Origin of the sequence: Pelagimonas phthalicica, from assembly GCF_004364805.1 — a bacterium.
Classification (GTDB): domain Bacteria; phylum Pseudomonadota; class Alphaproteobacteria; order Rhodobacterales; family Rhodobacteraceae; genus Pelagimonas; species Pelagimonas phthalicica.
The window spans coordinates 719,843-745,631 of record NZ_SOAP01000001.1 but is presented as its reverse complement, the minus strand read 5'-3'; the positions used below and the strand labels follow the sequence as shown (position 1 = coordinate 745,631).

Below are 25,789 nucleotides of genomic sequence, written 5' to 3'. Positions count from 1 at the left end.
TTTGTCGCTTGCGGGATTATTGAGAAAATGGAGGGCCTCGCATGAGGAAAATTTCCCGTATTTTGATGACCACAACCGCTGTCGCGACAGCAACAATCTGTGCCGCGCCTGTATTTGCAGACGATGTGAAAGTTGGCGTGGTGACCTTTTTGTCGGGCGGGGCGGCCGGGCCGTTTGGTGTGCCTGCGCGAAACGCTGCGGAACTTGTCATTGACGCGATCAACAAAGGTGACTTGCCTGCACCCTATAATACGGCGGGGTTGGCAGGTAACACCATCGCGCCGGTTTATGTCGATGAGAACTCGAAACAAAAGAACGCGGACTTTCAGAAATTGGTGGAAAAAGACGGAGTGGAAATGGTCGTCGGCTATATTTCCTCCTCGTCATGCAAGTCCATCGCGCCCGAGGCGGAAAAACTGAAAAGGCTCACAATCTTGTTCGATTGCGGCACGCCGCAGATTTTTGAGGACATCGTAACCGAGCCGCATTACACTTTCAGAACGGCGGCCACGGCAACCATGGATAATGTGGCTGCCGCGCGTTATCTGATGGATACCGGCGCGGATGCTGGCCGTGTCGCTGGCATCAATCAAAACTATGCGTGGGGGCAAGACAGCTGGCGCGATTTCTCGGCTTCGCTGGAGCAGCTTGCCGAGGCAACCGAAGTTGTCACCGAACAATTTCCCAAAGTCTATGCCGGTCAGTATGGCTCTGAAATTTCAGCGCTTTTGACCAATCGACCTGAGGTCGTGCATTCTTCTTTTTGGGGAGGCGACATGGAGGCTTTTGTCATCCAGGGGTCAGCTCGCGGCTTGTTTGAACGCTCCAAAGTGGTACTGACCGCAGGTGAAACTGCGATGTTCTCGCTGGCAAAACAAATCCCAGAAGGTACGGTCATCGGGGCCCGTGGGCCACATGGAGATTTGGCACCGGAAAGCGACCTGAACACATGGTTCCGGGCGGCCTATAAAGAGCGTTTCGGCTCAGAGCCGACCTATCCATCCTACAAGATGGCGCAGGCACTGCTGGGCGTAAAAGCCGCCGCTGACAAAGCTGGCTCTTCTTTGCAAGACGATGTGATCGGTGCCTTGGAAGGGCTTGAATGGGAGGGGCCGTCGGGCAAGGTTTCCATGGCCCTGGCAGGTGGTCACCAAGCGATCCAGGATACGGCCTATGGCACGTTCAAACTGGCAGAAGACGGGTCTGCCTCTTTAGTGGATGTGATCCGTTATGATGCCGGGTGTGTGAACCCTCCAGCAGGCGTGAAATCCCTGAATTGGATCAAGTCTGGCTTTGACGGCGCGACCTGCAACTGACCTGAGCTTTTACAAATTGGTCGAACCTGACTCGGGCGGGTTCGACCATATTTCGGCCCGAACCGGGCCCTTCTCTCATCACGGAGTTCTTTATGCTAACTGCAATAGCCATTGCAGTGGACGGGCTGGGCTTTGCCGCTTGGCTGTTCCTGTCTTCGGTGGGTCTCACGCTGATCTATGGTGTGATGCGCATCCTCAACATCGCCCATGGCGGGTTCTACGCCTTAGGGGCTTATGCCTCGGCTTGGGGGATCGGGCTGTACATGCAGACCGGTAACCCGGTTGGATTTGCCTTTCTGATTATCCCTGTCATGGCCTTGATTGCCGGTGTGGTTGCCGGTCTTGCGATTGAGCGCGGTGTTTTGAGGTTCATGTATGGGCGTGATGAAGTCCTTATGGTGCTTGTCACCTATGCAATGTTTCTGATCCTCGAAGATGTCACCAAATTGATTTGGGGCACTGACAGCTATGTCGCTTGGCAGCCCGCCTACGCGCTGGGGACGATCGACATCGCAGGGATTCCTTACACGGGTTACAAGTTTCTGATTATCGGTGTCGCAATGCTGTGTGGAGGGCTACTGTATTGGGGCCTGACGCATACGCGGGTTGGAAAACTTTTGCTTGTCGTGATCGAGGATCGCGAAGTGTCCATGGCACTTGGCATCAATGTCACAAAGTTCTTTACCATTACTTTCCTGATCGGGGCGACATTGGGGGCGCTTGGCGGTGCCTTGACCGCGCCTGAAATCTCGGTGGTGCCGGGCATCGGAGCCGAGATCATCGTTATGGCATTTGCTGTCATTGTGATCGGTGGCATGGGATCAATCCCAGGAGCCATTATCGGCGCACTGATCGTAGGATTTGCCCGTGCTGCCTCGGTTCACATTTACCCGCCAGCTGAACTTTTTTCCATCTACCTCGTGATGGCGGCCGTGTTGGCTGTCAAGCCCTATGGGCTGTTCGCCCTGGCAGAAGGGCGCAAAATATGACGCAGTTTGATCGTACCGAACTAACTCTCTTCGCGGCGCTTCCAGTTCTTGTTCTTCTCAGTGTTCTCCTGCCGTCCTGGATCGTGAATTACATTCAGGTCAGCCTGGGCACCGGTATGGTGGCGCTTGGCGTGATGATCCAAATGCGGGCCGGGCTGGTGAGCTTTGGACAAGGGCTTTACTTTTGCATTGGTGGCTATGCCGCAGGTCTCGCCGGGAAATACTTTGGGATCACTGACCTCTTTGCCTTGCTGGGCCTGGGCGTTGTTGTTGCGCTGGTGACATCGGTCGCGCTGGGCTTCTTGTTGCGTCGCTACCGCGAAATCTTTTATGCGATGCTGTCATTGGCGGTCTCCATGATCCTTTACGGGCTTTTGTCCTCGACCGAAGAGTTGGGGTCGACGGATGGCTTCAATCTGCCTGTTCCAACCTACCTGTTTTTTGCCCCCGAAGGTGAAACCGCGCGATTGACCCTGTTTGCGATCACCGCAACAATCGTGATCCTAAGTGCCGTTGTCCTGAACCGCTTGTTGCGATCTTCGTTGGGACTGGTGAATGAAGCCATTCGTGAAAACGAGCTGCGGGTCGAATATTTGGGCACGTCGGCGCATATGGCGGTGCACATGACTTATGTTGTTGCCGCGGTTGTTTCCTCGATGGGCGGCGTGCTTTGGGCGCTGGCTTTGGGCCATGTAGATCCGGAAATGACCAATTGGACCACATCGGGGTCCTTTGTATTCATCGTCATTCTGGCTGGTACGGGCAGTATCATCGCCCCGCTTATCGGCACGTTTCTGTTGGAGATCCTGCGGGTCTACGCGGTCGAGCTTTCGCCTAATACGTGGCAGATGATCCTAGGATCGGTGATGCTCTTGACCATCATTTTCCTGCCCAAAGGTCTTTGGTCACTTGTACAGAAAACCTCTCCTCGAAAACGGTTCGATCCCGATACGGGCGACGCAGTGGCAAAGGGAGTGTGATAGATGACAGTCATACTTGAAACCCGAAAACTGAAACGCACTTTTGGCGCTGTTATCGCCGCCCATGATATCAATATCAAAATTTCATCAGGTGAAGTTTTGGGGGTTATCGGGTCGAACGGGGCGGGCAAAACAACCTTCGTCAACATGGTAACGGGCTATCTGCCGCCATCGTCCGGTGAGATCCTTTATCGTGGTGAAAACATCGTCGGTCTGCCGACCCGCGAGATCACCCAAAAGGGCATATGCCGCTCGTTCCAGATCCCGCAATTGTTTCCGGAACTGTCCGTTCTGGATAACGTGCTGATCGCGCTGAGTGTTGCTGACAACCCGCGACCGGCCTTGTTCAAAACGGCTGTTAATCCGGCGCTCGAAAAGCGGGCGCTGGCCTTGCTTGACCGGTTTTCGATTGCCCAGCACGCCCATCGCGAAGTGGGCGTTCTGGCCCAAGGCATTCGCAAGCTTGTCGACATCGCAATGGCCACCGTGGCCGAGCCTGAGCTTTTGTTTCTTGATGAGCCGACGTCAGGCGTTTCAGCAGACGAGAAGATGGCGTTTATGGCGACCCTGATCTCAGCCTTGAAGGCAACCGAAACGGCCGTGCTGTTCATCGAACATGACATGGAAATCATCGAGACCTTCAGCCCCCGTGTGGTGGCTTTTTACGAGGGGACCATTTTGGCCGATGGGCGAACCGAGCAAGTGCTGACCAATGACAAGGTTCGCGAATTCGTCATTGGCAGCGAATTCCATCGAACTGAGGCAACAGCCGAGGAGGAGGCATAATGCTGCAACTCAAGAATGTTTCATTGTCCATCCAACGCACGCCGATCCTAAGAGATGTGTCTTTGGAGATCGAAACTGGGACAACGGTCGGTTTGATTGGGCGCAACGGTGCAGGCAAGACTACCGCGATGCGTGCGATCATGGGGTTGTTGCCGCTGCAAGGCGGTACCATCCAGTTCGAGCACGGGGCGCTGCATGACAAACCCGCCCATCACCGGGCCGAACTTGGCATTGGCTATCTGCCCGAAGATCGCCGTTTGGTGCCCCATTTTACGGTCGAGGATAACATCCTTGTCTCACTATGGGCGACAGGAAACACGGACCGAACGCGTCTGAAATGGGTCTACGAACTCATGCCAGAGATTGGCCGCTTTGCCGATCGCAAGGCGATGAGCCTGTCCGGAGGGCAGCAGAAGCTTGTGGCGCTGGCACGGGCTTTGGTCGCGGGCAGCAATCTGTTGTTGCTAGACGAACCTTTTGAAGGGGTGGCCCCCGCGCTGGCCCAACGTTTGATGGAGGTTATTGGCGACCTGCGCCAAGAGCACCTTTCGGTGCTGATTTCTGAATCCGATTACACCCATTCCGAAAAAGTCGTCGACAAGGTCTATGCCGTTGAACGCGGCCAAGTCGGTCTGATGGACACAAAACGAGCCGCTTAGGGGGAACACCATGTCAGATTTCATTTTCAATACAACGCCGTCTGTTCGTCAAATGGCGGGCGGTGCAGCCCAGATAGGCGATCTGATCGCTGGTTTGCCCAAGGTCGCGCCAAGCGCAACGGTTCTCTTTGTGACAGATCCCGGAATCATGGGCTTGGGATTAGCGGAAAAGGCACTGCAAGATCTCAGCGAAAAGGGATTTGAGGTGACGCTTTTTGATCAGGTCGAGCCCGACCCCAAAGCCACTACCGTTCTGGAGGCCGCGGAAATTGCGCGCAATGCAAAGGTCTCCGCAGTCATCGGCTTTGGAGGCGGGTCATCGATGGATGTGGCCAAAGTGGTTGCATTATGTCTGGGCTCTGACCAGCCGCTGGACGACATGTACGGTGTCGGGATGGCACGCGGGAACCGCCTGCCGTTAGTTCTTGTGCCAACCACGGCGGGCACAGGGTCTGAGGTCACGCCAATTTCCATTCTGACGACCGGAACCGCCGAGAAGAAAGGGATCAGCTCCGCGCTGATTTTGCCGGATATTGCCCTATTGGACTGTGATCTGACGCTTGGACTGCCGCCTGCTGTCACGGCGGCAACGGGCGTAGACGCGATGGTTCATGCAATCGAGGCTTACACTTCAAAATCCGCCAACAACAATCCGATTAGCCGGATTTTGGCGGTGCAGGCCTTGAAGCTTCTGTCGCAAAATATCCGCGAGGCCGTTTTCAACGGGTCCAATCGCGAAGCACGTGCCAATATGTTACTGGGTTCTATGCTGGCCGGGCAGGCCTTTGCCAATTCGCCGGTCGCGGCGGTTCATGCATTGGCCTATCCGGTTGGCTCATTGTTTAAGGTCCCGCATGGCCTGTCCAATGCGCTCGTGCTGCCAGCCGTCATGCGGTTCAATGCTTTGGTTGCGGCACCGGCCTACGCCGAGTTGGCCCCACATATCTTCCCGGATATCGCGACGGATCGCGACAGTCAGGCAATCACAGCTGAACTGATTGACCGCTTGGCAGGTTTGAACACGGAACTCGGGCTTGAGCCCGGGTTGCGTGGCGTTGGGATTGAACAGGGCGACATCGCCAAACTGTCCTCTGATGCAATGAACCAGACGCGTCTGTTGGTGAACAATCCACGTGATGTGACCGAGGCGGATGCGGCGTGCATCTATGAAGCCTCGCTTTAGACAGGCATCAAGGTACAGAAAAATGACAGAAAACACTTTGAAAAATAGGCTTGATCGTCAGGACCTGCTGGTCGAAGCGGCTTTGATCGGGGAAAACTGGGTTTCGGAGGCGGAACAACGCTTTGACGTGACGAACCCGTCGACCGGTGAGGTTATCGCCCAGTTGCCGGATATGGGCCTGGAGCAGGCGCGAGAAGCTATCAGGGTCGCCGAAAATGCGCGCCACGATTGGGCGGCACGCACAGGCAAGGAGCGGTCACAGGTCCTTCGTAAATGGTACGACCTTATGGTTGCTCATGCTGATGATCTGGCCGCAATCCTGACCGCAGAAATGGGCAAACCTCTGGCTGAAGCAAAGGGGGAAATCCTGTACGGGGCAGGGTATATCGAATGGTTCGCAGAAGAAGCCAAACGCATCTATGGCGACATTATTACCGGGCACCAGCCCGACAAGCGCATTCTGGTGCTCAAGCAGCCTGTCGGCGTTGTGGCCTCGATCACACCTTGGAACTTTCCAAATGCGATGATCGCTCGAAAAGTCGGGCCGGCCTTGGCGGTCGGCTGCAGTTTCGTGGCCCGCCCGGCCGCAGAAACGCCACTGTCCGCTCTCGCCATGGCCAAGCTCGCGCTTGAGGCTGGTTTGCCTGCCGGGTTGTTCTCGGTGATCACCTCGACAGCGTCTTCGGATATCGGACTAGAATTCTGTTCGAACCCGTTGGTGAGAAAACTGACCTTTACCGGGTCAACAGGCGTTGGGAAAATCCTCATGGCGCAATCGGCCCAACAGGTTCAAAAGACCTCGATGGAGTTGGGAGGCAACGCGCCATTCATTGTGTTTGACGACGCAGATCTTGATGCGGCGGTCGAGGGGGCGATGGTGTCCAAGTTCCGCAACAATGGGCAGACCTGCGTATGCGCCAATCGAATTTACGTTCAGTCTGGTGTTTACGAGGCTTTCGCAGAGAAACTGGTTGCCGCGGTTGAGAAAATCCAAGTTGGGGATGGGTTTGAAACTGGTGTTACAGCTGGTCCCCTGATTTCGGAAAAGGCCGTCAAAAAGGTCAAAGGCCACATCCACGATGCTCTGTTCAAAGGCGGGGCCGTTGCCACAGGCGGTGCGCCACATGATCGCGGTGGCACTTTCTTTGAGCCGACTGTGATTGTTGGGGCAACCGCCGAGATGCAGATCGCGCGGGAAGAAACCTTTGGCCCTGTGGCACCCTTGTTCAAGTTCGACACGGTGGATGACGTGATCGCATTGGCAAACGCCACGGAATTTGGCTTGGCATCCTATTTCTATGCCCAAGACCTGAGCAGGGTCTGGCAAGTGGCAGAGGCGCTGGATTATGGAATGGTGGGCGTCAATACGGGGCTGATTTCGACGGAGCTCGCACCGTTTGGCGGTGTTAAACAGTCCGGGCAAGGACGGGAGGGCAGCAAATATGGCTGCGATGACTACTTGGAAATCAAATATGTGTGCCTCGGCGGGGTGTGACGTCAGCCTTTGCTAGAGGACCTTGCAGATGACAAAAAACCTCGGCGGAAAAGTGATCCGCCGAGGTTTCTTTGGCTGTTCCGAGAGTGACAGGTTCAGCCGGGAAGCGTTTGCATGACCATGGCCGCTGGGTAAAACTGAAACCCGTCGCCGACTTTGGCAATGTGGCCAATGCCTGGCCAAGGAAAGTGGTAGGCGATCATCGGAATGCGTTCACGGGCGAGCATATCCAGCACCTTGTAGCGGGTTTGCGCCGACTGTTTGGGATCCGTGTCAAAGGCGAACTCCATTAAGGGGCGTTCCAAAAGCAGGACGTGGTGATGCGTGGTGTCCCCGATGGCTGCCATGGTTTCCCCGTCGCTTTCGATCATAAAGATGGTATGCCCCAATGTATGGCCCGGGGCAGCCATCGCTTGGATACCTGGCAGGAATTCCTCACCATCTTTGAAAAACACAATGCGGTCGCGCATGGGGAGTAGATTAGCACGCGCCCCAGCGACAAAGGCTTTCATGTAACCAGGTTCTGCCCAGGACAGTTTCGCTTCATCCGTCCAGAATTCGAAATCCGTTTGCGAGATATAGATCTGCGCGTTTGGAAAATTAGGTACGCCGTTGGACCCAATGATACCCCAAACATGGTCGCAATGGGCATGCGTACACACAATCGCATCGATATCAGCTGGATCAATGCCTGCCGCCGCCAAGTTCTTCATCATCTGGCCGGTGGTGGGGCCAAACATCTCGGAATGTCCCATACCGGTATCAAACAGAACGAGCTTGCTGCCCGTATCCAGCACCAGAATATTCTGTTCCAGGATCACGTTGTTCGGATCCAAAAAGTTGTTGGTCAGCATCTGACCGACTTCTTCTTTGGTTGTGCCCAGGAAACTGGCCGACGGTTCGCCCAGTGGCAAGATACCGTCCGAGATCACGGTTCCACGCATGGAGCCGTGTTTGAACCTGTAGAAATATGGAACCTGGTCCCATTTCTTTGGCGTCACCAAATCGGTTCCAGCCGCTGCGCCGGGTATGCCGGTTACGGATGCCCCCATCATGGCCGCTCCGCCAAATAAGGCGTTGCGACGAGTTAGAACTAAGTCACGCATGGTTTTCCTCCCTGAAAATCAAAGCGCTTCGCGCTCTGACCGGCCGCGCAACATTGTCTGTGTCGGCAACCAAGTGGTCAGGCGCACGCTTGTCCGGAAAACAAAGCCTGATATCCCTTGTGAGGCGATGGGAGAGACTCGTGAATTATGAGCGTTTCCCGCGCAAAATTCCCAAGGAGAGGGCGGAAGCCGCACACATATAAAATAGGGACAGGATGCATTGGTTTGACGCCAATGGCGCAGTAAGCGCAACAAATCGATGCATCCTGGCCCTAGATCTGCGCGTTTGGAAAATTGTGCGCCGTTGGGCCCGATGATGCCTCAAACATGATCACGATGGTCATGCGTTTACACAATCTCATCGAAACCGGCTGGATCAAATCCTGCCACCGCGATGTTATTCATCATCTGGCGGGTGTTGGGATCGAACAAGTGGGATTCTCGGATGCCAGTACCAAACAGAACAAGTTTAAGCATTATGACACAAAAGAGGACAGCGCCCCGCGATCCTGATTAAGCGGATCGCAGCGATTGGTTTTTAGGATCCTAGTCCCGAATAGGAAACCCATCGCTACGGAGGTCACCATGACCCGCGCTTTCATTATCTCTGCCGTTTTGGCACTTCAATCCAGCCTCGCGACCGCTGCTGAACCCGACGCCGCCATTCAGGGGGTGATCGATACATTGATCCTGCCATGGGCCGGAGACGCTGTTTTGACTGAGGCGATCAACGCGCAAAACGTCACCACGGCGGATTACAACGAGGCCAGAATTCTGGAACTGGATCAAGTTTGGCGCGCCGAAGTGGGCACAGGCGGGTCCGACCTGGTCGATTCCGTATTGACCAGCACCGCGGCTGACTTTCTGCGGTCTCAGGTCGTGTCCTCTGACGGCGCTTTGACCGAGATTTTCATCATGGATCAACATGGCTTGAACGTCGCTGCATCCAACCCGACATCGGATTATTGGCAGGGTGATGAGGCCAAGTTTCAAAAGACCTACTCGGTCGGACCTGATGCCGTTCATGTGTCTGAAATCGAATTCGATGAATCCAGCCAAAGCTACCAGGCTCAGGTATCGATTACCCTGACCGATAGTAACGGCGCACCAATCGGCGCACTGACCGTCGGCATCAATGCTGAGCTTATCATGTAATCAAAGCGCACCCGCCCTTGGCCGGGCGCGTGCCGAAAGGGAGCTCAATGACTGACACACCCCCCCCGAAATCGCGAAAAAGATCTTTCTTCCATTCGATCTTTTTTCGTTGCTCGGCAACAATGGCGATCACCACGATCATGGTCGCTGCAACTTTGTCGATAGGCGCACTAAATCTATTGGATCGTTTCGCGGTTGAAGGGGTGAACAGACAAGTCGACAATCTTGCGGCCTCAGCGGTGGACGCGTTGCAAAAACCGCTGCGTTTTAATGTGGTTAACAAGGTCGATGAGATCGCCTTGCAGACACTTCACAGTGCCGGCGACAACGCAACTGAGGCGCTGGTTCTTGGCAAAGACGGTGCTGTGCTAAGCCAAAGTGCCGAGGAGGGCAGCGCCCTTATGACTCTGGCCACACAAGCATTGGAAAGCGGGGTGCCAGAACGGGCCGAAAGTGGCCGTCTGGTCGCCTATCCTGTGTTGGGATCGCCAGACGGGCCAGCCTTCGGGGTTTTTGCCATCGCGTCCAGCTATGAGGCGCAGCGTGCCGTCGTTGCCCGCAGTGTTCGTGGTGTCGTCTTCCTGGCTATAGTTGTTTTTACGGTGATGATGGGCCTGACTTTGCTCTTGCTGCACCGCATGGTTGGGAAACCTTTGACACGCCTGTCAGACAGCGTGGCGCAGGTCGAGCAGGGGGATTACCTCTCACCCACAGGCATGGATCAGCGACCTGATGAGATCGGCGCAATTGCCAAACGCATCGACAGCCTTCGCGAGGTTCTGAGCGCCGGCCGCACCTCAGAGGAAGAGCGCGCTGCCTTGCTCGACATCCAAAAGGGTGTTGTTCTGACAATGGGCAAGGCGCTTGACCGCTTGGCCGAGGGCATCCTGTATCACCAGATTGACGATCGCTTTGACGATGACAACGAGCCGCTGCGCGTCAATTTCAATCGGGCTAGTGGTAACCTGCACGCGTTGGTGCGGGATGTCGCCAAGAATGCCGAGTTCATCCTGAACAATGCCAATCGGATGAGTTCGGCCTCACACGAACTGTCACAACGGACAGAAACCCAGGCCGCGACTCTGGAACAATCAGCGGCCGCGCTTGAGCAAATGCTCAACACGGTCAAGTCCGTCGCCGAAAACACTGCGCAAGCTGATGAGAATGTGCAAAGAACTCGGGAAATCGCCCTCAAGAATGGCAGTGTCATGACCGCCGCAGTTGAGGCTATGGATCAGATACAAGACAGTTCCAAGAAAATCTCCGAGATTACTTCGATGATCGACGACATCGCCTTTCAAACCAATCTCTTGGCGTTGAATGCGGGCGTCGAAGCCGCGCGAGCCGGTGAATCTGGCAGCGGGTTTGCTGTTGTGGCCTCCGAGGTGCGCGCCCTTGCGCAACGATCTTCTGAGGCGGCGCAGCAGATCAAAGGGCTTATCATGAGTTCCAGCGAACAGGTGCAATCCGGCGCTGAATTGGTGCAAGCAGCTGGCACCGCGTTGGATGAGGTCCTGAGCGAAGTCGAAGAAATCGCCAATATGATGAATGGCCTGGCCTCAAGCGCAGGCGAACAGGCCGAGGGGTTGAACGAGGTCAATGTCGGGATCTCCAATTTGGATCGCGTTACCCAACAGAATGCATCCATGGTCATCGAAGCATCGACAACCGCTCAGGAATTGAGCGCTAGCGCGAAAGAGCTCGGCGGGCTTGTCGGGCGGTTTTCGACCGAGAAAGATAAGCCCGAAACCCACGACATGGCAAAAAAAGACCAGGGGTTGATAACGGGGTCCGATCGGGCAGCATAATTTCTGGTCTTGATTTAGGTGCGTGACCTGAGGGGTTGGATGTCTTTGTATTCGTTTCGACGGGCCTTGGATGTACGATTTGCTCCAAGTTGCTGAGAATGGCTTAGGGTCTCTGGTGAGAGCCCACAGGCCCTAGTCCAAAAAGAGGCCGAAATAATCCTGTGCTTCGGACAGTTTTTTGACACGTTGACCTGCCGCTTCGCCCAGTTGCGTGCTGACATCCTGAAGCAAAAGATTCAGCCCGGTTGTGATCCCCTGTGGCATCGCCAGAAAGAAATGCGTCTCGGCGGGAAAGCGCAAGACATGCGGGGTGATACCGGCGGCCCAATCGCAAAACTCATCGGCCAGAATGACAACTTCGATCCCGCGTTTCTTGGCCAATTTTGCCAGTTGCGGGCCATGTGCACCATACCGAAACACATCCATCATGACCAGGGTCACCCGTTCGCCATCCTCAGGCAACAGACCGGCATAAACCCCGTCGATTCCGTCGACCAGATGCACGCGGTCGCGTAAATAGGATAGCCGCCGGGAAAAGCCATCTGCCAGGTAATGCATGGTTTGAAAACCGGTGATATGCACGGCATCTGAGGCGCATAAAAGCTCTACGATCTCCGTCCACATCGCCCCATTACGAAACCCAAAGGCGGCTTCGATCGAGGCATAGCTGAGATCCAGGTCACTGTCGCTGCCACTGCTGGTACGCCGCAGGAAATTATCTTCGAAGCGGCGATCGACACGGCTGCTGCCTGAAGAATAGTTGGCATTGATTATGCGCGTCCGCGCGTCCGCGGTATCAGCAAATCCGAGTTTGCGGAAAAACCGGGTGACGGTCATCGGGCTCAGGCCCAGCTTTTTGGCAATATCGGCGTTCTTTTCGACAATCACGGCATCAGGGCGGGCCTGAAAGTAAGCTGCGATACGCTTCTCTTTTTGGGTAAAACCAGCTTCGGCGTTTTTGATTGCCCGGCTCAGACTGTCGCGTTCCTGCTCCACTCTTGTGGTCTCCATCCCTGATGATTTTGGCGGGTACAGTATCGTTTTGATCATAGAGTCTGTGCAATTGCAAAGTGTTACGTTTAATAACATTATCACGTAAAATGTTATCTTGATAACATTTGAGGACTGCGCTAACGCTATAGATACGCCCAATTGTGCCGGATTCTTTTGCTGAACTGCCCGTTGTTTCAGGTGCAAAGCAAAGACCGCAAGCGGGGCCAATGAATGAAAATGCCTCTTCAACAGGAAGGATACCATCATGAAACTCAAGCTTCTGGCCTCAGCCGCGTTGCTCATGACGACTGCTTTTGCGGCCCATGCCGACCCTATCAAGCTTGGCTATAATGGCGCGCCCGATGCCAAGAAAAACGCCGTTCACTATTTTGCAGAAACGCTTGAGAAGATTGTCGAGGAAAAGACTGACATCGAAATCGAACTGTTCCCGAACTCGCAACTTGGCAGCGAGCAGGAGCGCATGGAAAATACACTGGCCTCGCCAATGCTGAACGTGGCCAGTTTTGCCGGCCTGTCTCCGGTGGTGCCAGAAAGCTTTGTGTCCAACACCCCCTTTATGTTTGGCTCACCTGAAGAGGCGCGCAGCTTTTTTGATGAGGGCAAATATTGGGGCATGGTCGAGGCAGCCTTTGCCGAGCGCACTGGTGGTTCCGAAATCCTGGCCGTGGTGGAAGAGGGCGGTTTCCTGGCCTTCACCAGCACAGACAAGGCGATCCATACACCGGCAGATTTTGATGGCATGAAGTTCCGCGCGATGGATCCATCGCAGGTCGCTCTGTACGAGGCGATGGGCGCGTCCGGCACGCCGATCCCTTGGACCGAAGTCTACAGCGCGTTGCAAACCGGTGTTGTCGAAGGTCAGATGAACCCACCGCTTTACATCATTCTGGGCTCGTTGAACGAAGTGCAAAAATACATGACACGGGCTAACGTGCAGTATTCCATGCAGTTTCTGGTCGGCAATGGCGAATGGTTGGCGTCGTTGTCAGACGAGGACCGCGCCGTATTGGAGGCGGCAGTTGTCGAAGCAAACAACAAAACCCGCGCCAAGGTGCAGGCGACAGTCGAGGAACGTGTGACCTGGCTGGCTGAAAACGGCATGGAAGTGATCACACCGACAGCGGACCAACTGGCTGAATTCCAGAAAATCGGTCAGCCAAGCTTTATCAACTGGCTGGGCACGCAATCCATCGATAAGAGCTTTATCGAAGCGGCCTTTGCTGACCTCGGCAAATCCGACCTGCTGAAGTAATGCTTGCAGCGCTGCAAAAATGGTTGGCACGCCTCACCTTGGGCGTGTCTTCCCTACTGGTCGCCTGGGTCACCGGGTTTATCCTTTATGGCGTCGGCGCGCGCTATTTCTTTGGCTCATCACCGATCTGGTTTGATGAATTGGCGCGCTATTCGATCATCGGGGCCGCCATGATCGGGGTCGGGGCGGTCTGGGTCGAAGGGGCGCATATGCGCGTCTCCATCCTTGAGAAACGTGTCGCGCCGCCTCTCCGCAGGGTGATCATCACTTACCAATGGGTGCTGACCGTTGCATTGGCCGGGGCGATGACCTGGTTTTCCTACGAATATGTCGGCAAGGTCGGGTTCTTCAAAACGCCAGGGTTGCAGATCTCTCGTTCCTGGCCTGTCGCGATCATGCCGCTTGGGTTTGGGCTGCTGTTCCTTTTGGCGCTGTTGAACGGGCCCAAAGCCATGCGCGACCAGGTGGTCGAGGGTGATCAATGATAACTGTTATGCTTCTTGTGATGCTGATCCACGTGCTGATCGGCATGCCCTTGTTTATCAGCCTCATGGTGACGGCTGTGGTCGGTTTTGGCTTTGTCGGCTTTGATCAAATGAGCCGCATCTTTCCGCAACAAACTTTTGGCGGTATTGATGTGTTTTCCCTGATGGCTATCCCGCTCTTTATTCTGGCCGGAAACCTGATGAACAATGGCAATATGACGCCGCGTTTGCTGCAACTTGCCGACCGGCTGGTCGGGCATCTGCGCGGCGGGTTGGGGCATGTGAATGTTGTGGCCAGTGTGTTTTTTGCCGGGATCAATGGGTCTGCCGTTGCGGATACCTCTGCCTTGGGGACGCTTTTGGTGCCGGGAATGCGCAAAGCGGGCTTTCCGGGGCATTACGCAGCCGGTTTGACCGCTGCCAGCTCGCTGATTGGCCCCATCATTCCGCCGTCGATCTTTATGATCCTTTATGCCAGTCAAACCGGCACTTCTGTGGGCAGTCTGTTTCTTGGTGGAATTTTGCCCGGCCTGGCGCTTGGGTTGGCTTTTATCGCGATGAACGTGATTTATGCGCGGATCTATGGTGTTGAAAAACAAGCGAAACGCGCAAGGTTGCGTGAAATCGCCTGTGCCGCCTATCGCGCGCTACCCGCATTGGTCGCGCCGATCATCATTGTTGCAGGCATTGTCTTTGGCGTTGTCACGCCGACAGAGTCCGGGGCCCTGACGGTGGCCTATGTGGCCATCTGGGGCGTTGTCAGTGGCAACCTCAATCTTCGCAGTCTTTGGGCATCGTTGCGTGACACGGCGGTTCTGACCTCTGCTGTCTTTGTGATCATTGCCATCTCTTCGGTGATTTCCTGGCAATTGGCCTTTGCAGACGCGCCAGAAGCCTTTGCCGAATTGCTGGCGCCCTTTGCCCATAGCCCGACCTTGACCTTGATCGCTATTTCCCTCGTGACCTTTGTCACCGGGATGTTCATGGAGGAAGTCTCGGCGTTGATGCTGCTCACACCGATTTTCTTGCCGGTTGCGCAGGTGACTGGCATTGATCCCGTCCATTTGGGCATCGTGATTACCCTGAATATCACCATTGCCCTGATCACACCGCCTATGGGGGCCTGTATCTTTGTGGCCTCGGCTGTAGGTAAGGTCGATATTGCACGGCTTTTTGTGGCAATCTGGCCGTTCATCGCGGTGGCGCTTAGCGTCTTGATGATCATCATTCTGGTGCCAGGTCTGACCACCTGGCTCCCCTCAATCCTGAAGTAACCATGACATCACCTCAAAATCACGCATTGGATTGGGACGCTGCCGGTCAGATTGCCCCCGGAACCAGTGATGAGCCGCTGGTTCCAACCTCGACCTGCGCGCACTGGATCACATGGCCGGTCTATTTCAAGAATGGGCTGGATGGGGCTTTGGCGGAAGTGTTGGTTCGGGCAAGTGTCTATGACCGCCTTATCAAGGCGTCGTGCAACCTGCCCGAGGGTTACCAGCTGGTGCTGCTGGATGGCTGGCGCTCCAAGGAGGTGCAAAACACCTTGTTTCACACCATTCGCCAGCAAGTGATCGCGGATCACCCCAAGCTTAAACCCAACGAGATTGAACGCTTGACGCTACAATTCGCCTCGCGTCCGTCAGACGACCCTTTGCGCCCAAGCCCGCATATCACCGGAGGGTCTGTTGATGTCACTCTTGCTGACCCGGATGGGCAGTTTCTGGATATGGGCAGCCAGTTTGACGAGCCAAGCGAGCGTAGCTGGACGCTGGCTCAGGTCGAGCCGCACCATATGGAAAGACGTCATGTGTTGTTGCAGGCCATGACCACGGCCGGTTTCACAAACTTACCCAGCGAATGGTGGCATTTTGACTACGGGAACTGGGTTTGGGCCTGGTACAGCCAAGAGCCAAAGGCAATCTTTGGACCGACTGACGCCGCCTGACCTAAGCTCACGTAAAGGCTGCAGTGCATACTCAGGTGGTGGCAACAGGGTCTGCGTTAGGTCTGATTTTCCAGCTCTTTCAGCAGGTTTCGAAACACTTTCCGGGCACTGCCGGGATGGCGGATTTTCTTGGCGGTCTGGAGGTTGTGCAGGTCTCGACCAACCACAATCAACCCGACCATACCCCAATCATAGTGGGGCAGGCAGATATGGCCGTAGATGCCCGGTACTGTGAATTCCACCGTCAATTCTTCGTCCAGACCGCCATTCCAGGCGGCGGCACCTTCGGGGATCATGCCCTTTTTCGAGGCGGAGTTATGCCCCGCATCCGTCGCCAGAAACGTCACGCTATCGCCGATATCAACATGCAAAAGCGCCGGTTCAAAAACGTTGGGAATATCCGGATTGCCGCAGGCTGCGTTCAGCATCAGAACAGCATGTTTCTTGCCGTTGGACAGGGGCGCGGGACAGGCCAGCGCTCCGCTGGCCCCGGCCAAAGCCCCCATGGATAGAACAAATTCACGACGCGTAAGCATGAACCAAAAGATCCTCTCTTGGGCCGGTGCTGATTTCGATATCAACCCCGTAAGTTTCTGAAATCGCGGCCGAGCGCAGAACCTCGTCGGGGCTGCCCTGCGCCAGAACGCGGCCTTGCCCGATCAGCACCAGATGGTCAGCAAACCGGGCGGCCAGGTTCAGGTCATGCAAGGCCACCATGCCAATCGCCCCCCGCGCCGCCATGGCGCTTTTGATCTGGCTTAACACTTGCAATTGGTGGCGCAGATCCAGAGCCGAGGTTGGCTCATCAAACAGATAGACATCAGATTTGCGGATAAGCGCCTGGGCGACCGACACCATTTGCGACTGACCACCGGACAATTCGCTGACATAGGCTTCGGCCAAATGACCAATCCCGGCCAGATCAAGCGCCTGACCAACGGCGCGCATATCAGCCTCGCTGACCCGCCATCCTCGCAATTGCTTATGCGCCATCATCACCACGTCAAAAACCGTCAGCGCGGCGTTGGCCGTAAAGAATTGCGGCATAAAGCACACCCGTTTGAGCCTTTCGCGGGTGGGCAGGCTGGCGAGGTCTGTCTCGCCCAGATGCACCGCACCAGTTTCCGAGCGCAATAGCCCCGCAATCAGCCGGAACAGGGTCGATTTACCCGCAGCGTTTGGCCCGATCAGTGCGGTCAAGGTGCCGGGCGCGATTGGTGCAAAGCCGACGTCACTCAGCACCTTGTGCTTTCCATATGAAAACGACAGCCCTTTGGCCTTTAGTTTAGTCATTGCCAATGCCTCTTGCGCTGGCCCAGGATGAGCAGGATGAAAAAGGGAATGCCGATCAGCGACGTGATCATGCCAATCGGATAGACGATGCCCGGCGTGATCGCCTTGGAGGCAATCGAGGTGCCCGACAAGATCAGCGCACCACAGAGTGCCGAGAGCGGTAGAAAGCCGCGCTGGTCCTCGCCCACGATCATGCGCGCGATATGCGGTCCAACCAGCCCGACAAAGGCAATCGCCCCGACAAAAGACACCGCCACGGCAGCAAGAACCGAAACGCCCCCAAGCACGGTGATGCGCAAAAGCGAGACATTGATACCAAGGGCTGCGGCCTTTTCTTCACCCATGCGAAGCGCCGTCAAAGCCCAGGATCGCGACAGGAAATAGGGCAGGATAACCAATAGGACAGCCGCGCAGACACCAACCTTGGTCCAGGTGGCCCGTGCCAGTGACCCCATCTGCCAAAAAATCAGCTGCGCCAATTGGAACTCAGAGGCCCCGTATTGCAAAAAGGCCAGCAAGGCGTTGCAGGTGAACAGAACCGCGATGCCCACAAGGATCATCGCTTCGGGGGATACACCGCGCAAGCGCGTGAACAGGAACAGCAAAAACGAAGTGCCCATCGCGAAAACAAACGCGTTAACGGTCACCATCACGCCGCCGAACCATGGAATGACCGACCAGCCCAAAACAATCGCCAAAGCGGCCCCAAAGCTCGCCGCCGAGCTCAGGCCAAGGGTAAACGGGTCGGCCAGCGGGTTGTTGAGAATGGTCTGCATTTCAGCACCTGCCACACCCAACATCGCGCCAACAAACAGCGCCATCAAGGCCACGGGCAAACGCACCTGCCAGATGATGACCTGTTCCTTGTTGGTGGCGACATCGGGATCCAGGATCACATGCAGCGTGCGCCAAAAGCTCATATTGGCGGGGCCGGTGTTGATATCCACAACCACCAGCGTCACCAGCGCCAGCACGGCCAGGCCAACCAGCGCCGCGCGCCACATTGACCGGCGTTTATAAGCGGAAACCAGGGACAGCGCGTCGGCGGAAATAGTCTGGTCGGACATTCGAAAACCTTTCCTTTGGCCCGCAAAGGCAGATCCTTTGCGGGCGCATGTGGTTATTTTGCAGCCGGGGCTGACATCCAGAACGTGCCCGAAGGTTCAAATGGCAGGAACCGTTCGTGCAATTCTGTAAAGGTCTCCCATGGGTCCAGATCTTCAAAATCATCGGGATGGAACCATTTCGCCAATTGCTGAATGGCCACAAAGTGATAGGGCGAGTTGTAGAACTGGTGGAAAATGGCGTGGTAATTGCCGTTTTTCACAGCATCGAGGTCAGCAAAACCGGCCCGTGCCGCCAGCGCTTGGATCCGCTTTTGGTTGCCCTCATCATCAGCCTCATAACCCAGCAGGACCGAGGTTACTTCGGGTTTGAATTCGGCCCAATTGGCACCAGTGGCAACGAAATGTGTCGGATCGGCTTCGATGACACCTTCGAGGTTCAGTGTGACGGAATAGGCATTCGCCAGGGTCGAGGCATAGTTGGTGCCCCCCGCCAATTCGACAAAGCGGCCATAGTTATAGGGGCCAAAGGACCAGCAGCAGAAATCAACCTGCCAGCCGGCGGCATTTTCAACCACGACCAACGGGCGCTCTTCGGCGGGGATGGCATCGACGATATTGGTCACTTTGCGCATCTGGGCGATGTAGAAATCGATGAATTCGGCGGCGCGCTTCTCTTCACCCAGAATACGCCCCAGCGCCAGCAGCGACGGCACCACATTTTCGGTGGCATTGCGGCGGAAATCGATAAAGGCCACCTGCACACCGGCGCTGTCCAATTTTTCGATCAGGCCGGTTTCCTGTGCCTTGAACAGGCTTCCGGATTCCAAAAGCACCAGGTCCGCTTCGGATTCCAGAACCGCTTCGATGCTGAAATCACCCGCATAGGGATTGCCGAAATTGATCATGCGCGCGGTGTCTTCTGGGAACACACCTTCGAACTTGCGGAACCCATCCGGGTCATAAAGGATCAGGTCGTTGTTCCAGCCGACAATCTTTTCGAACGGGTTGCCGTCGGTCACGGCGCTGATCGCATACATCATCCGGCCTTCGCCCAGGATGATCTTGTCGGGCATTTCTGGTAGGGTGACTTCGCGGCCTGCGATATCGGTAAAGGTCAAGGCTTCTGCTTGAGCATCGGTTGCTGACACGATCAAGGTCGCGCTGGCTGCAATGGCCCCAAGGAAGCCGCTCAGGGATGTCTGCAAAGACATGGCGGTCTCCGAATTGGTTGATTACACCGCGCCTCTTAGGGGGAGTCGTTTAAAAAGCCAAGTATTTTTGTCAGTTAATTTCGGACGGTTTCGAACATGGGTGAATCTGCCCACAGAGATGGCCAGTTAGCTCAACATGTGTTAGGTCGTGTTGACATTCATTTGCACCATTTGAGGGCACAGACGAGGTTTGTGAAGCCTAGATAGTTGCGTGCGAGTTTATCGTAGCGGGTTGCGATGCGGCGAAAGTGTTTGATCTTGCTAAAGAACCTTTCGACAGCGTTGCGGTCCTTATAGAGCGCCGCATCGAACCTACGCCACGATGCCGTCGTGGTGCGACGGGGAACCACAGGGATCGCCTCTGCCGCAGCGATTGCACGCATTGCGCGCGCGCCATCATACCCTTTGTCCCTTGCCCGACAGGGTATTTGCGCCGCAAATATCCCGAGAGGGAACCAGATCGAACTCAGCTTTCAGCCCCTCAAGCAGGGGTTCGGATTGGGTGATGTCATTGCGTTGCCCGCCTGTCAGGATCAGGCGGACTGGATTGCCATGCGCATCGGCCGCGAGGTGAATTTTGCTGCTGATCCCACCTCGTCAGCACCCTAACGTTTGAGCTTCAGCCCTCCTTTTTGCGCGCCCGCGCTGTGCTGATGGGCACGAACGATGGTGCTGTCCACAAGGATATACTCGAAGTCTGGATCATCCACCATCGCATTGAAAAGACGATCAAACACGTCATCTCGGCACCAGCGATTGAAGCGCACATAGACCGAATTCCACTTCCCGAAGTGCTCCGGTAGGGCCCGCCAGTGCGCTCCAGTTCGCGCAAGCCAAAGTATGGCTTCCATGAATTTTCTATTGTCTTGACCGCTACGTCCCGGGTCCGTCGGTTTGCCGGGTAAATGAGGTTCCAGCTTCGTCCAAACTCTGTCGCTTAATTCCTGTCTGCTCAATCATGCTGGCCTCCTAACCAGTAAACAGTTTGAATCACAAACAGACACTTCTGGGAATCCTAAATGTCAACACGACCTAGGGTCGGGATCGGCTCTGTTGCACAAAAGGTTTGGAGGTCGAGCTTCCCCTTTCCCCAGCGGATTTATCCTACGGATTCAGTGAAGGGTATGCCAAGAGCGGTGTAGCGGTTTAACATCAGGATCCTGACCTGGAGCTCAACAACGTGTCGGTCGAAGTCTCGGGCCATGAGGCCTTGGCCAAGGAGTTTGACGAAATTCATCTTTGTCTCTGCGCGTCTTCGACGGTGATATTCTGTCAGTTTTCGCCAGAGTATTCGCCCAAGATACTTGCACGCCCTTACAGCTTCGTTTCGCGCGATGGCACCCGCCTTGGTTGGTGTCCAAGGTTGGGTGTTCCTGCGCGGAGAGATGATGGCAGCGGCGTCGCGAGCGGCAATTACGTTCTGGCATCTACGCGTGTCATAGGCTCCATCGGCGATAACCGTGGCGATGTCTTGGCCCGGTGGGACCTGCTTAAGCAGGTCAGGCAACATCGAGGCATCGCCGACATTGCTTTTGGGGACCCCGACCGCGCGAACCGCCAGTGTTTTCACGTCCATTCCGAGGAGGTGCTTGCGCCACAGGCGCTTTTTGCAACCGCCATGTTTGCGGGTGCTCCATTGGCCTCCACCTTCGGCCTTGATCCTGGTCGCATCAACCAACAAATGGAGCGAGCCCGATCCACTGCGGTAAGGGATGGCGACGTTCAATGCCTTCTTACGGAGGCACAGAGTGCTGAAGTCGGGAGCTTTCCAGTCAACCCGGCAAGACGCAGGAGGCTCTCGACGAACTCGTTCGTTTGCCGAAGGGGCATACCGAAAAGCACCTTCATCATAAGGAAAACCTGGATTGCTGCATCGCTGAACTCACGTTGACGACCAAGTTTGCCTGTTGGACATGCATGCTAAGGCATCTCGGGATCAAACCAGATCGGTAGCGAACCATACTGCTTCAGCGCCGTGTTGTAAGAAGGAAAGTTCCTGGTCTTCTGCTTCGCAGGGGAACAACTGCTCATGCACACTAGCTACCCCACTGGATTCAAACAGCGAAGCCCTCATACCATTTGTGCAACAAAGTCTATCCAGTGTGTCGCGGTCTGCCGGTGGAATAAAATACCCGACCACAAAGGTTACGATCGCCACGATGGCAGGTTCCAACGTTATGGGGAGTTGCCATCCCAAACGCTCTCGAAGCACCCATAACAGCACTGAAGAAACGGCTGCGGCAAATGCTGCTCCGTTAACTTTCCTCGCGGGATAAGGCGTGGCCATGTTTGCCATAATACCCTCCTGTTTTTTACTGTGATTTTAGAAAATTGCGTACAATTGGAGGCCGGGTTAGAAACGCGGGCCACCAATTGCGACAGGGTTAGTGATCGGGGTTTTCCATCAGAAGCGCCGCGCGCAAGAGCGCGGGAAAGCTGTCGACCAACTGACCAGATACACGCGGTCCATCAACTGGATGCCAACGTCCTTCGTGAGAGCCAGGCGTCTCCCATACGGGGTTCGGACCACGCAAGATGAGGCCGATGATCGTGCCTGCCACGATGTGACTGCCAAGTGGACCAAGGTGCTGACCACTGCCTAAAAGCTCGGCCTCTTTTAGCGTGTAGAACCACAAGGGGGTTTCATCGTCGAACCCACCGCTCTTGATCTCGCCAGAAGTCCTACCGGAGCAAATTTCAGCCTTTGTCAATTTGCGGAACGACATGCCCAGCGCCTCAAGCCCATTTATCGCGGACTGTGCGGTTGGAAGATTGTGCAAGAACCCACGCCGTACATTGCGTGCCAATAGATTTCTGGCAATCGGGTTTGGCTTCTCGTTTTCCATCCGCGTCAGTGGGTCGGCCAGGACGGTGTCAATGCGACGGGTCGAGCGATCTGCAAATTGGGACAATGGATGCACCAATCGATCCCAATCGGCCCCCCAATTTCCTGGCAGTTTTGGTCCATTGCCGCCCATTGGTTCTCTGGGCGGGATACCATTTGCCGGATCACCGGCGGATTTTGGCACTGACCCAGTGAAAAGGAACATAAACTCAAAAGCTGCGCCCGAGGGGATCAACGGCGACGGGCCACGTCCGAAATTCTCGTTCCAATCATACGTTCCGCGAACCATAGAGTGACCAAAGCGGAAGCAGGCGGTTGCAAACTCCAGAGGCATAGGCAAGGGGTCGCCCTGGTTCCAATGACATTGATTTAACAGCGCGTCATAGAGTTTCGGGCCATCGGAAAGGATTTCCCGTACAACTTTCGGATCGCAGATGGCAGGGAGCCAGATGTTGAGAACTAGCCACTGATAATACAAACGAACCTGGTGGCGCGCCCATTCAAACACTTCGTTCTCGTCACCTGCTTTGCGCGCATGGGGCCATTCTTGAACCACCCGGTTGTGAAAGCGTAAAAAGGCAAGATGTAATTGAGCGATGAATAAGTTCTCATCGTTTCGCGCGTCGGCGATAATGGCGCGTGACCGATTGAGCGAACCGTCAGGATGCATGAACAATGCACGGTGTGCTGCCGGCAATGCTTCGATGTCGCCCTCTGTAAAAGCGCCAGTTTTAAGAAGGTGATCCAGTCGCAATAAGTCGCCGCCAGGATCGTTTTCCGGAAACCTTACGCGCCGATCCAGATTGCCGTACGTACCAATCCACATCATCGCACGATCTTTTGGAAAACGTAGCAAACCATTGAGCTTGTTCAACGAGGCGTTTCCTGTGTCGCGCTCGGACCCGTACAGGCTGTCGAGATCGAAGCGACCCGTGCGAGTATTGATCAGTTTTGCCAAAACATGATTGCGGGATTGTGGTTCAAATGGACCGTCTATTTCGGGCAAAGGGGCTGCGTCATCGCGTTGTGATAAGCCCGTGATATCGTGGTCCACGAACTGACCGAAATACGTAAAAATTGGAGGGAGGCTGGAATGATTCTTGTCTGAGGGATCATCACTTTCCACCATGTCCTGGTGAACGGCATCCAACGCCAAAAGCGTGCCCTCGCCAAACTCAGCTTCAGCGGCAGTTTTGAAGAAATAGTCAAAACTGGAGCAATCGGTTTCTTCTTGCCCATCGGTAATTGGGATGTGTTGGCCGTGACGAAATGAAACAAGCATTAAAATATCTCCAGGATCCGGAATGTCTTGATATCGACAACATGAAACAGAGAGCGTGAACTGATCGTGATTGGGGGGCATCAGGGCAAGACGGGCTTTGGATAAGCGACTTTGGTTTCGTGGGGCACCGGTTTGTGACCTTGCTTTTCGCCTGCATGGGCGTGCCGATTTGACTGAAATTGCGTTATGTGTTTCTATTTTTGGCGGCCTTTTTGTTGGCCTGGGAGGTGCACGGTTTCCATCACACCTGAGTTGTGGGGCAAGCAAGCTATGGGGGACAAATGCCAGTCGTGGCACATACATGCGCGCGGACGCTTTAAGATAGTTTCCGCCGATAACGGCGATTTGACTCCAAGCAATCGAAAAGAACGTGCCATTGTTGCGTTGCTTGCCACATGCAACGATTTCCGAGCATCGCGACTGTGGTTGCAATCTATACTTTGGTCCAACAGTCCTGCTGAAAAGTCCGCTAGCAGTCTGCGAACTGCGCTCAAAAACTTGCGGCGCGCTTTTTCGGATCCTGACTTGATTGATGCCGACCGACATGAAGTTTGGTTGACCAAAAATGTGCAAGTGACGCGTGACACGACCGACGGTACACCTGCTGAGCTATTGGAACTGGTCGACGCGCCGGATCCGGCTTTTGATGAATGGTTGCGTGATCTAAGAGCACAAGATCCTGCGGTTACAACCGAGCCAGCTGCCCATCCTTCTTCTGTGAACACGGGTGACGAGGAGCAGTGTGGTACGACGTTAATCATCATTCGCTCAAACAGCGCTGATGCAACGGCACAGACCAAATTTCTCGAAACCGTTTTGGCGGACACAATATCCCAAAGGTTTGAATCGGAAGGGGCGGATACGGTTTTTGCGCTGGCGGAACCTTCGGAAGATCGCTTGGCGCAGGCGTCTACGATCCTTCACCTTGAAATGGTTTCAGTGATCGAAGCCGGGTTCTGGTCTGTTCACTTAAGATGTTTAGCCGACAAGGATCGTCGTTTTCTTTGTTCTGACCGATTGCGCCTAGCCTTGGAATCGAAACACGACTCGCTGACTGCGCAGTTGTCGAGTTTTGTCTCGCGCGCAATCAGCCAGATTATGGCGCGGTATTATGCGTGCCGTAACGCGAGCGTTTCGCCTTTGATGATGACCACGCGGGCTGCCGCGAGGCTTTATGACCCAAGTCTTGAAAGGGTCATCGCCGCGGAACAGGATTTGTCTTGTCTTGAGACGAGTGAAGCCTTGGCTACGTCCATATCGTGGAGAGGATTCGCAAAACTGGTACGCTGTCTGGAATTCCGTGAATCAAACCAGACAGAGGAAGCGCGTGCTCTGGCACAGGATGCTGTCGACATGCGCCCCGGCAATCCGTTGGTTGTCGCCATTGCGGCGCGGATCGAAATGGATCTCATCGGAGACCTGGATTATGCGGATTGGTTGGTCCAAGCTGCGCTCGGCGGTTCGGATGGAAACCCTTACGTCCTACAAGCCGCTGCCCGCATCGCCCTTAAACGCGGTCGAACAGAAGACGCGCAGCGCCTCGCGCAAACCGCGCGTCTTGCGGCTGATGGATTGCCGCACGCCTTTGCTTGGGACGTTGAGCTATGTCTCACCGCGTTGGCGCTAGGAGATTTCTCGGGTGCCCATGACGCTGCGCGCCGGGCCCACCGCAGCAATACGCGTCACCGCGCATCGCTTCGTTACCTGATTGCCACCAGCCTTTTGGTTGATGACCAGTTCGAAGCAAAACATGCGGCTGACCGTTTGGCTGGGCTGGAGAGCGGGTTTCGGATCGAACATCTAAGGAAAAGTGATTATCCGATCCACACGTTGCAAAATCTTGGATTGGTGGGTGAACTCCAGTATCAGTAACAAGCGAGCACATCCTCTGTTCAAGGTGTACTCGCCTGGTTGC

The 25,789-nt window shown here is 55.2% G+C and carries 23 protein-coding genes and 2 pseudogenes; 15 read left to right on the top strand and 10 right to left on the bottom strand.

Going from position 1 to position 25,789, the window contains the following annotated elements; all coding sequences use genetic code 11:
* Nucleotides 1–41 precede the first annotated feature (41 nt).
* The 7 genes from CLV87_RS03685 to CLV87_RS03655 all read left to right on the top strand — a co-directional run bounded on the left by CLV87_RS03685 (nucleotide 42) and on the right by CLV87_RS03655 (nucleotide 7,408).
* A complete protein-coding gene (locus CLV87_RS03685) occupies nucleotides 42–1,316 on the top strand; it encodes an ABC transporter substrate-binding protein (RefSeq protein ID WP_099243388.1) in 1,275 nt (424 codons plus the stop codon).
* A 92-nt stretch (nucleotides 1,317–1,408) separates the two neighbouring features.
* Nucleotides 1,409–2,305, top strand: a complete 897-nt coding sequence (locus CLV87_RS03680; protein WP_099243389.1) for a branched-chain amino acid ABC transporter permease — start codon at nucleotides 1,409–1,411, stop codon at nucleotides 2,303–2,305.
* Entirely contained in the window at nucleotides 2,302–3,285 is a 984-nt protein-coding gene (locus CLV87_RS03675) for a branched-chain amino acid ABC transporter permease (protein ID WP_099243390.1), read from the top strand. Before CLV87_RS03680 ends, CLV87_RS03675 begins: the two co-directional genes overlap by 4 nt.
* A gap of 3 nt (nucleotides 3,286–3,288) precedes the next feature.
* Nucleotides 3,289–4,071, top strand: coding sequence for an ABC transporter ATP-binding protein (locus CLV87_RS03670; RefSeq protein ID WP_099243391.1), 783 nt, complete (start codon nucleotides 3,289–3,291; stop codon nucleotides 4,069–4,071).
* On the top strand, nucleotides 4,071–4,730 hold the full coding sequence (locus CLV87_RS03665; protein ID WP_099243392.1) for an ABC transporter ATP-binding protein: 660 nt from the start codon (nucleotides 4,071–4,073) through the stop codon (nucleotides 4,728–4,730). The genes CLV87_RS03670 and CLV87_RS03665 overlap by 1 nt, the downstream gene beginning before the upstream one ends.
* Before the next feature lie 10 nt (nucleotides 4,731–4,740).
* Nucleotides 4,741–5,913: an iron-containing alcohol dehydrogenase gene (locus CLV87_RS03660; protein WP_099243393.1), complete on the top strand. Its 1,173-nt coding sequence runs from the start codon at nucleotides 4,741–4,743 to the stop codon at nucleotides 5,911–5,913.
* 22 nt (nucleotides 5,914–5,935) lie between these two features.
* The gene (locus tag CLV87_RS03655) at nucleotides 5,936–7,408 is read left to right on the top strand and encodes an NAD-dependent succinate-semialdehyde dehydrogenase (RefSeq protein WP_099243394.1); all 1,473 of its coding nucleotides are present in this window, start codon (nucleotides 5,936–5,938) and stop codon (nucleotides 7,406–7,408) included.
* 95 nt (nucleotides 7,409–7,503) lie between these two features.
* Here the strand turns inward: CLV87_RS03655 and CLV87_RS03650 are convergent, their stop codons facing one another.
* Nucleotides 7,504–8,514 (bottom strand): MBL fold metallo-hydrolase, encoded by a 1,011-nt coding sequence (locus CLV87_RS03650; protein WP_099243395.1) that lies wholly within the window; start codon nucleotides 8,512–8,514, stop codon nucleotides 7,504–7,506.
* A gap of 327 nt (nucleotides 8,515–8,841) precedes the next feature.
* Between CLV87_RS03650 and CLV87_RS03645 the strand changes: the two genes are divergently transcribed.
* The 3 genes from CLV87_RS03645 (at nucleotide 8,842) to CLV87_RS03635 (ending at nucleotide 11,477) form a co-directional block, all read left to right on the top strand.
* The gene (locus CLV87_RS03645) at nucleotides 8,842–9,027 is read left to right on the top strand and encodes a hypothetical protein (RefSeq protein ID WP_099243396.1); all 186 of its coding nucleotides are present in this window, start codon (nucleotides 8,842–8,844) and stop codon (nucleotides 9,025–9,027) included.
* Nucleotides 9,028–9,099: 72 nt separating this feature from the next.
* Nucleotides 9,100–9,669, top strand: a complete 570-nt coding sequence (locus CLV87_RS03640; protein WP_099243397.1) for a hypothetical protein — start codon at nucleotides 9,100–9,102, stop codon at nucleotides 9,667–9,669.
* 47 nt (nucleotides 9,670–9,716) lie between these two features.
* Nucleotides 9,717–11,477, top strand: a complete 1,761-nt coding sequence (locus CLV87_RS03635) for a methyl-accepting chemotaxis protein (RefSeq protein ID WP_099243398.1) — start codon at nucleotides 9,717–9,719, stop codon at nucleotides 11,475–11,477.
* Nucleotides 11,478–11,609: 132 nt separating this feature from the next.
* Here the strand turns inward: CLV87_RS03635 and CLV87_RS03630 are convergent, their stop codons facing one another.
* Nucleotides 11,610–12,488: a MurR/RpiR family transcriptional regulator gene (locus CLV87_RS03630; protein ID WP_166652657.1), complete on the bottom strand. Its 879-nt coding sequence runs from the start codon at nucleotides 12,486–12,488 to the stop codon at nucleotides 11,610–11,612.
* 247 nt (nucleotides 12,489–12,735) lie between these two features.
* Here CLV87_RS03630 and dctP point away from each other — a divergent pair, with 247 nt between their 5' ends.
* Genes dctP through CLV87_RS03610 form a run of 4 tightly spaced genes read left to right on the top strand, consistent with a single transcriptional unit; the run spans nucleotide 12,736 to nucleotide 16,176 of the window.
* A complete protein-coding gene (dctP, locus tag CLV87_RS03625) occupies nucleotides 12,736–13,743 on the top strand; it encodes a TRAP transporter substrate-binding protein DctP (protein WP_099243399.1) in 1,008 nt (335 codons plus the stop codon).
* A gap of 23 nt (nucleotides 13,744–13,766) precedes the next feature.
* Nucleotides 13,767–14,228 (top strand): TRAP transporter small permease, encoded by a 462-nt coding sequence (locus tag CLV87_RS03620; protein WP_208293326.1) that lies wholly within the window; start codon nucleotides 13,767–13,769, stop codon nucleotides 14,226–14,228.
* 8 nt (nucleotides 14,229–14,236) lie between these two features.
* Nucleotides 14,237–15,502 (top strand): TRAP transporter large permease, encoded by a 1,266-nt coding sequence (locus tag CLV87_RS03615; RefSeq protein WP_208293325.1) that lies wholly within the window; start codon nucleotides 14,237–14,239, stop codon nucleotides 15,500–15,502.
* A gap of 2 nt (nucleotides 15,503–15,504) precedes the next feature.
* Nucleotides 15,505–16,176: a M15 family metallopeptidase gene (locus CLV87_RS03610; protein WP_099243402.1), complete on the top strand. Its 672-nt coding sequence runs from the start codon at nucleotides 15,505–15,507 to the stop codon at nucleotides 16,174–16,176.
* A gap of 56 nt (nucleotides 16,177–16,232) precedes the next feature.
* Here the strand turns inward: CLV87_RS03610 and CLV87_RS03605 are convergent, their stop codons facing one another.
* From CLV87_RS03605 to CLV87_RS03575, 8 genes and pseudogenes are all read right to left on the bottom strand, one after another.
* Nucleotides 16,233–16,712 carry a pseudoazurin gene (locus CLV87_RS03605; protein ID WP_235871829.1) on the bottom strand — a complete coding sequence of 160 codons (480 nt, stop codon included), beginning with the start codon at nucleotides 16,710–16,712 and terminating at the stop codon, nucleotides 16,233–16,235.
* A complete protein-coding gene (locus tag CLV87_RS03600) occupies nucleotides 16,696–17,469 on the bottom strand; it encodes an ABC transporter ATP-binding protein (RefSeq protein ID WP_099243404.1) in 774 nt (257 codons plus the stop codon). Before CLV87_RS03600 ends, CLV87_RS03605 begins: the two co-directional genes overlap by 17 nt.
* Nucleotides 17,466–18,536, bottom strand: a complete 1,071-nt coding sequence (locus CLV87_RS03595; RefSeq protein WP_099243405.1) for a FecCD family ABC transporter permease — start codon at nucleotides 18,534–18,536, stop codon at nucleotides 17,466–17,468. Before CLV87_RS03595 ends, CLV87_RS03600 begins: the two co-directional genes overlap by 4 nt.
* 53 nt (nucleotides 18,537–18,589) lie before the next feature.
* The gene (locus CLV87_RS03590) at nucleotides 18,590–19,747 is read right to left on the bottom strand and encodes an ABC transporter substrate-binding protein (protein WP_099243406.1); all 1,158 of its coding nucleotides are present in this window, start codon (nucleotides 19,745–19,747) and stop codon (nucleotides 18,590–18,592) included.
* A gap of 158 nt (nucleotides 19,748–19,905) precedes the next feature.
* Nucleotides 19,906–20,703 (bottom strand): annotated as a pseudogene (locus CLV87_RS03585) (IS5 family transposase).
* A gap of 143 nt (nucleotides 20,704–20,846) precedes the next feature.
* A pseudogene (locus tag CLV87_RS03580) lies at nucleotides 20,847–21,778 on the bottom strand (IS5 family transposase).
* Complete coding sequence (locus tag CLV87_RS23780; RefSeq protein ID WP_166652631.1) at nucleotides 21,684–22,043, bottom strand: hypothetical protein; 360 nt, start codon at nucleotides 22,041–22,043, stop codon at nucleotides 21,684–21,686. Before CLV87_RS23780 ends, CLV87_RS03580 begins: the two are co-directional and overlap by 95 nt.
* 88 nt (nucleotides 22,044–22,131) lie before the next feature.
* A complete protein-coding gene (locus CLV87_RS03575; protein WP_166652656.1) occupies nucleotides 22,132–23,874 on the bottom strand; it encodes a peroxidase family protein in 1,743 nt (580 codons plus the stop codon).
* A gap of 525 nt (nucleotides 23,875–24,399) precedes the next feature.
* Here CLV87_RS03575 and CLV87_RS03570 point away from each other — a divergent pair.
* Nucleotides 24,400–25,746: a tetratricopeptide repeat protein gene (locus CLV87_RS03570; protein ID WP_099243408.1), complete on the top strand. Its 1,347-nt coding sequence runs from the start codon at nucleotides 24,400–24,402 to the stop codon at nucleotides 25,744–25,746.
* Nucleotides 25,747–25,789 lie beyond the last annotated feature (43 nt).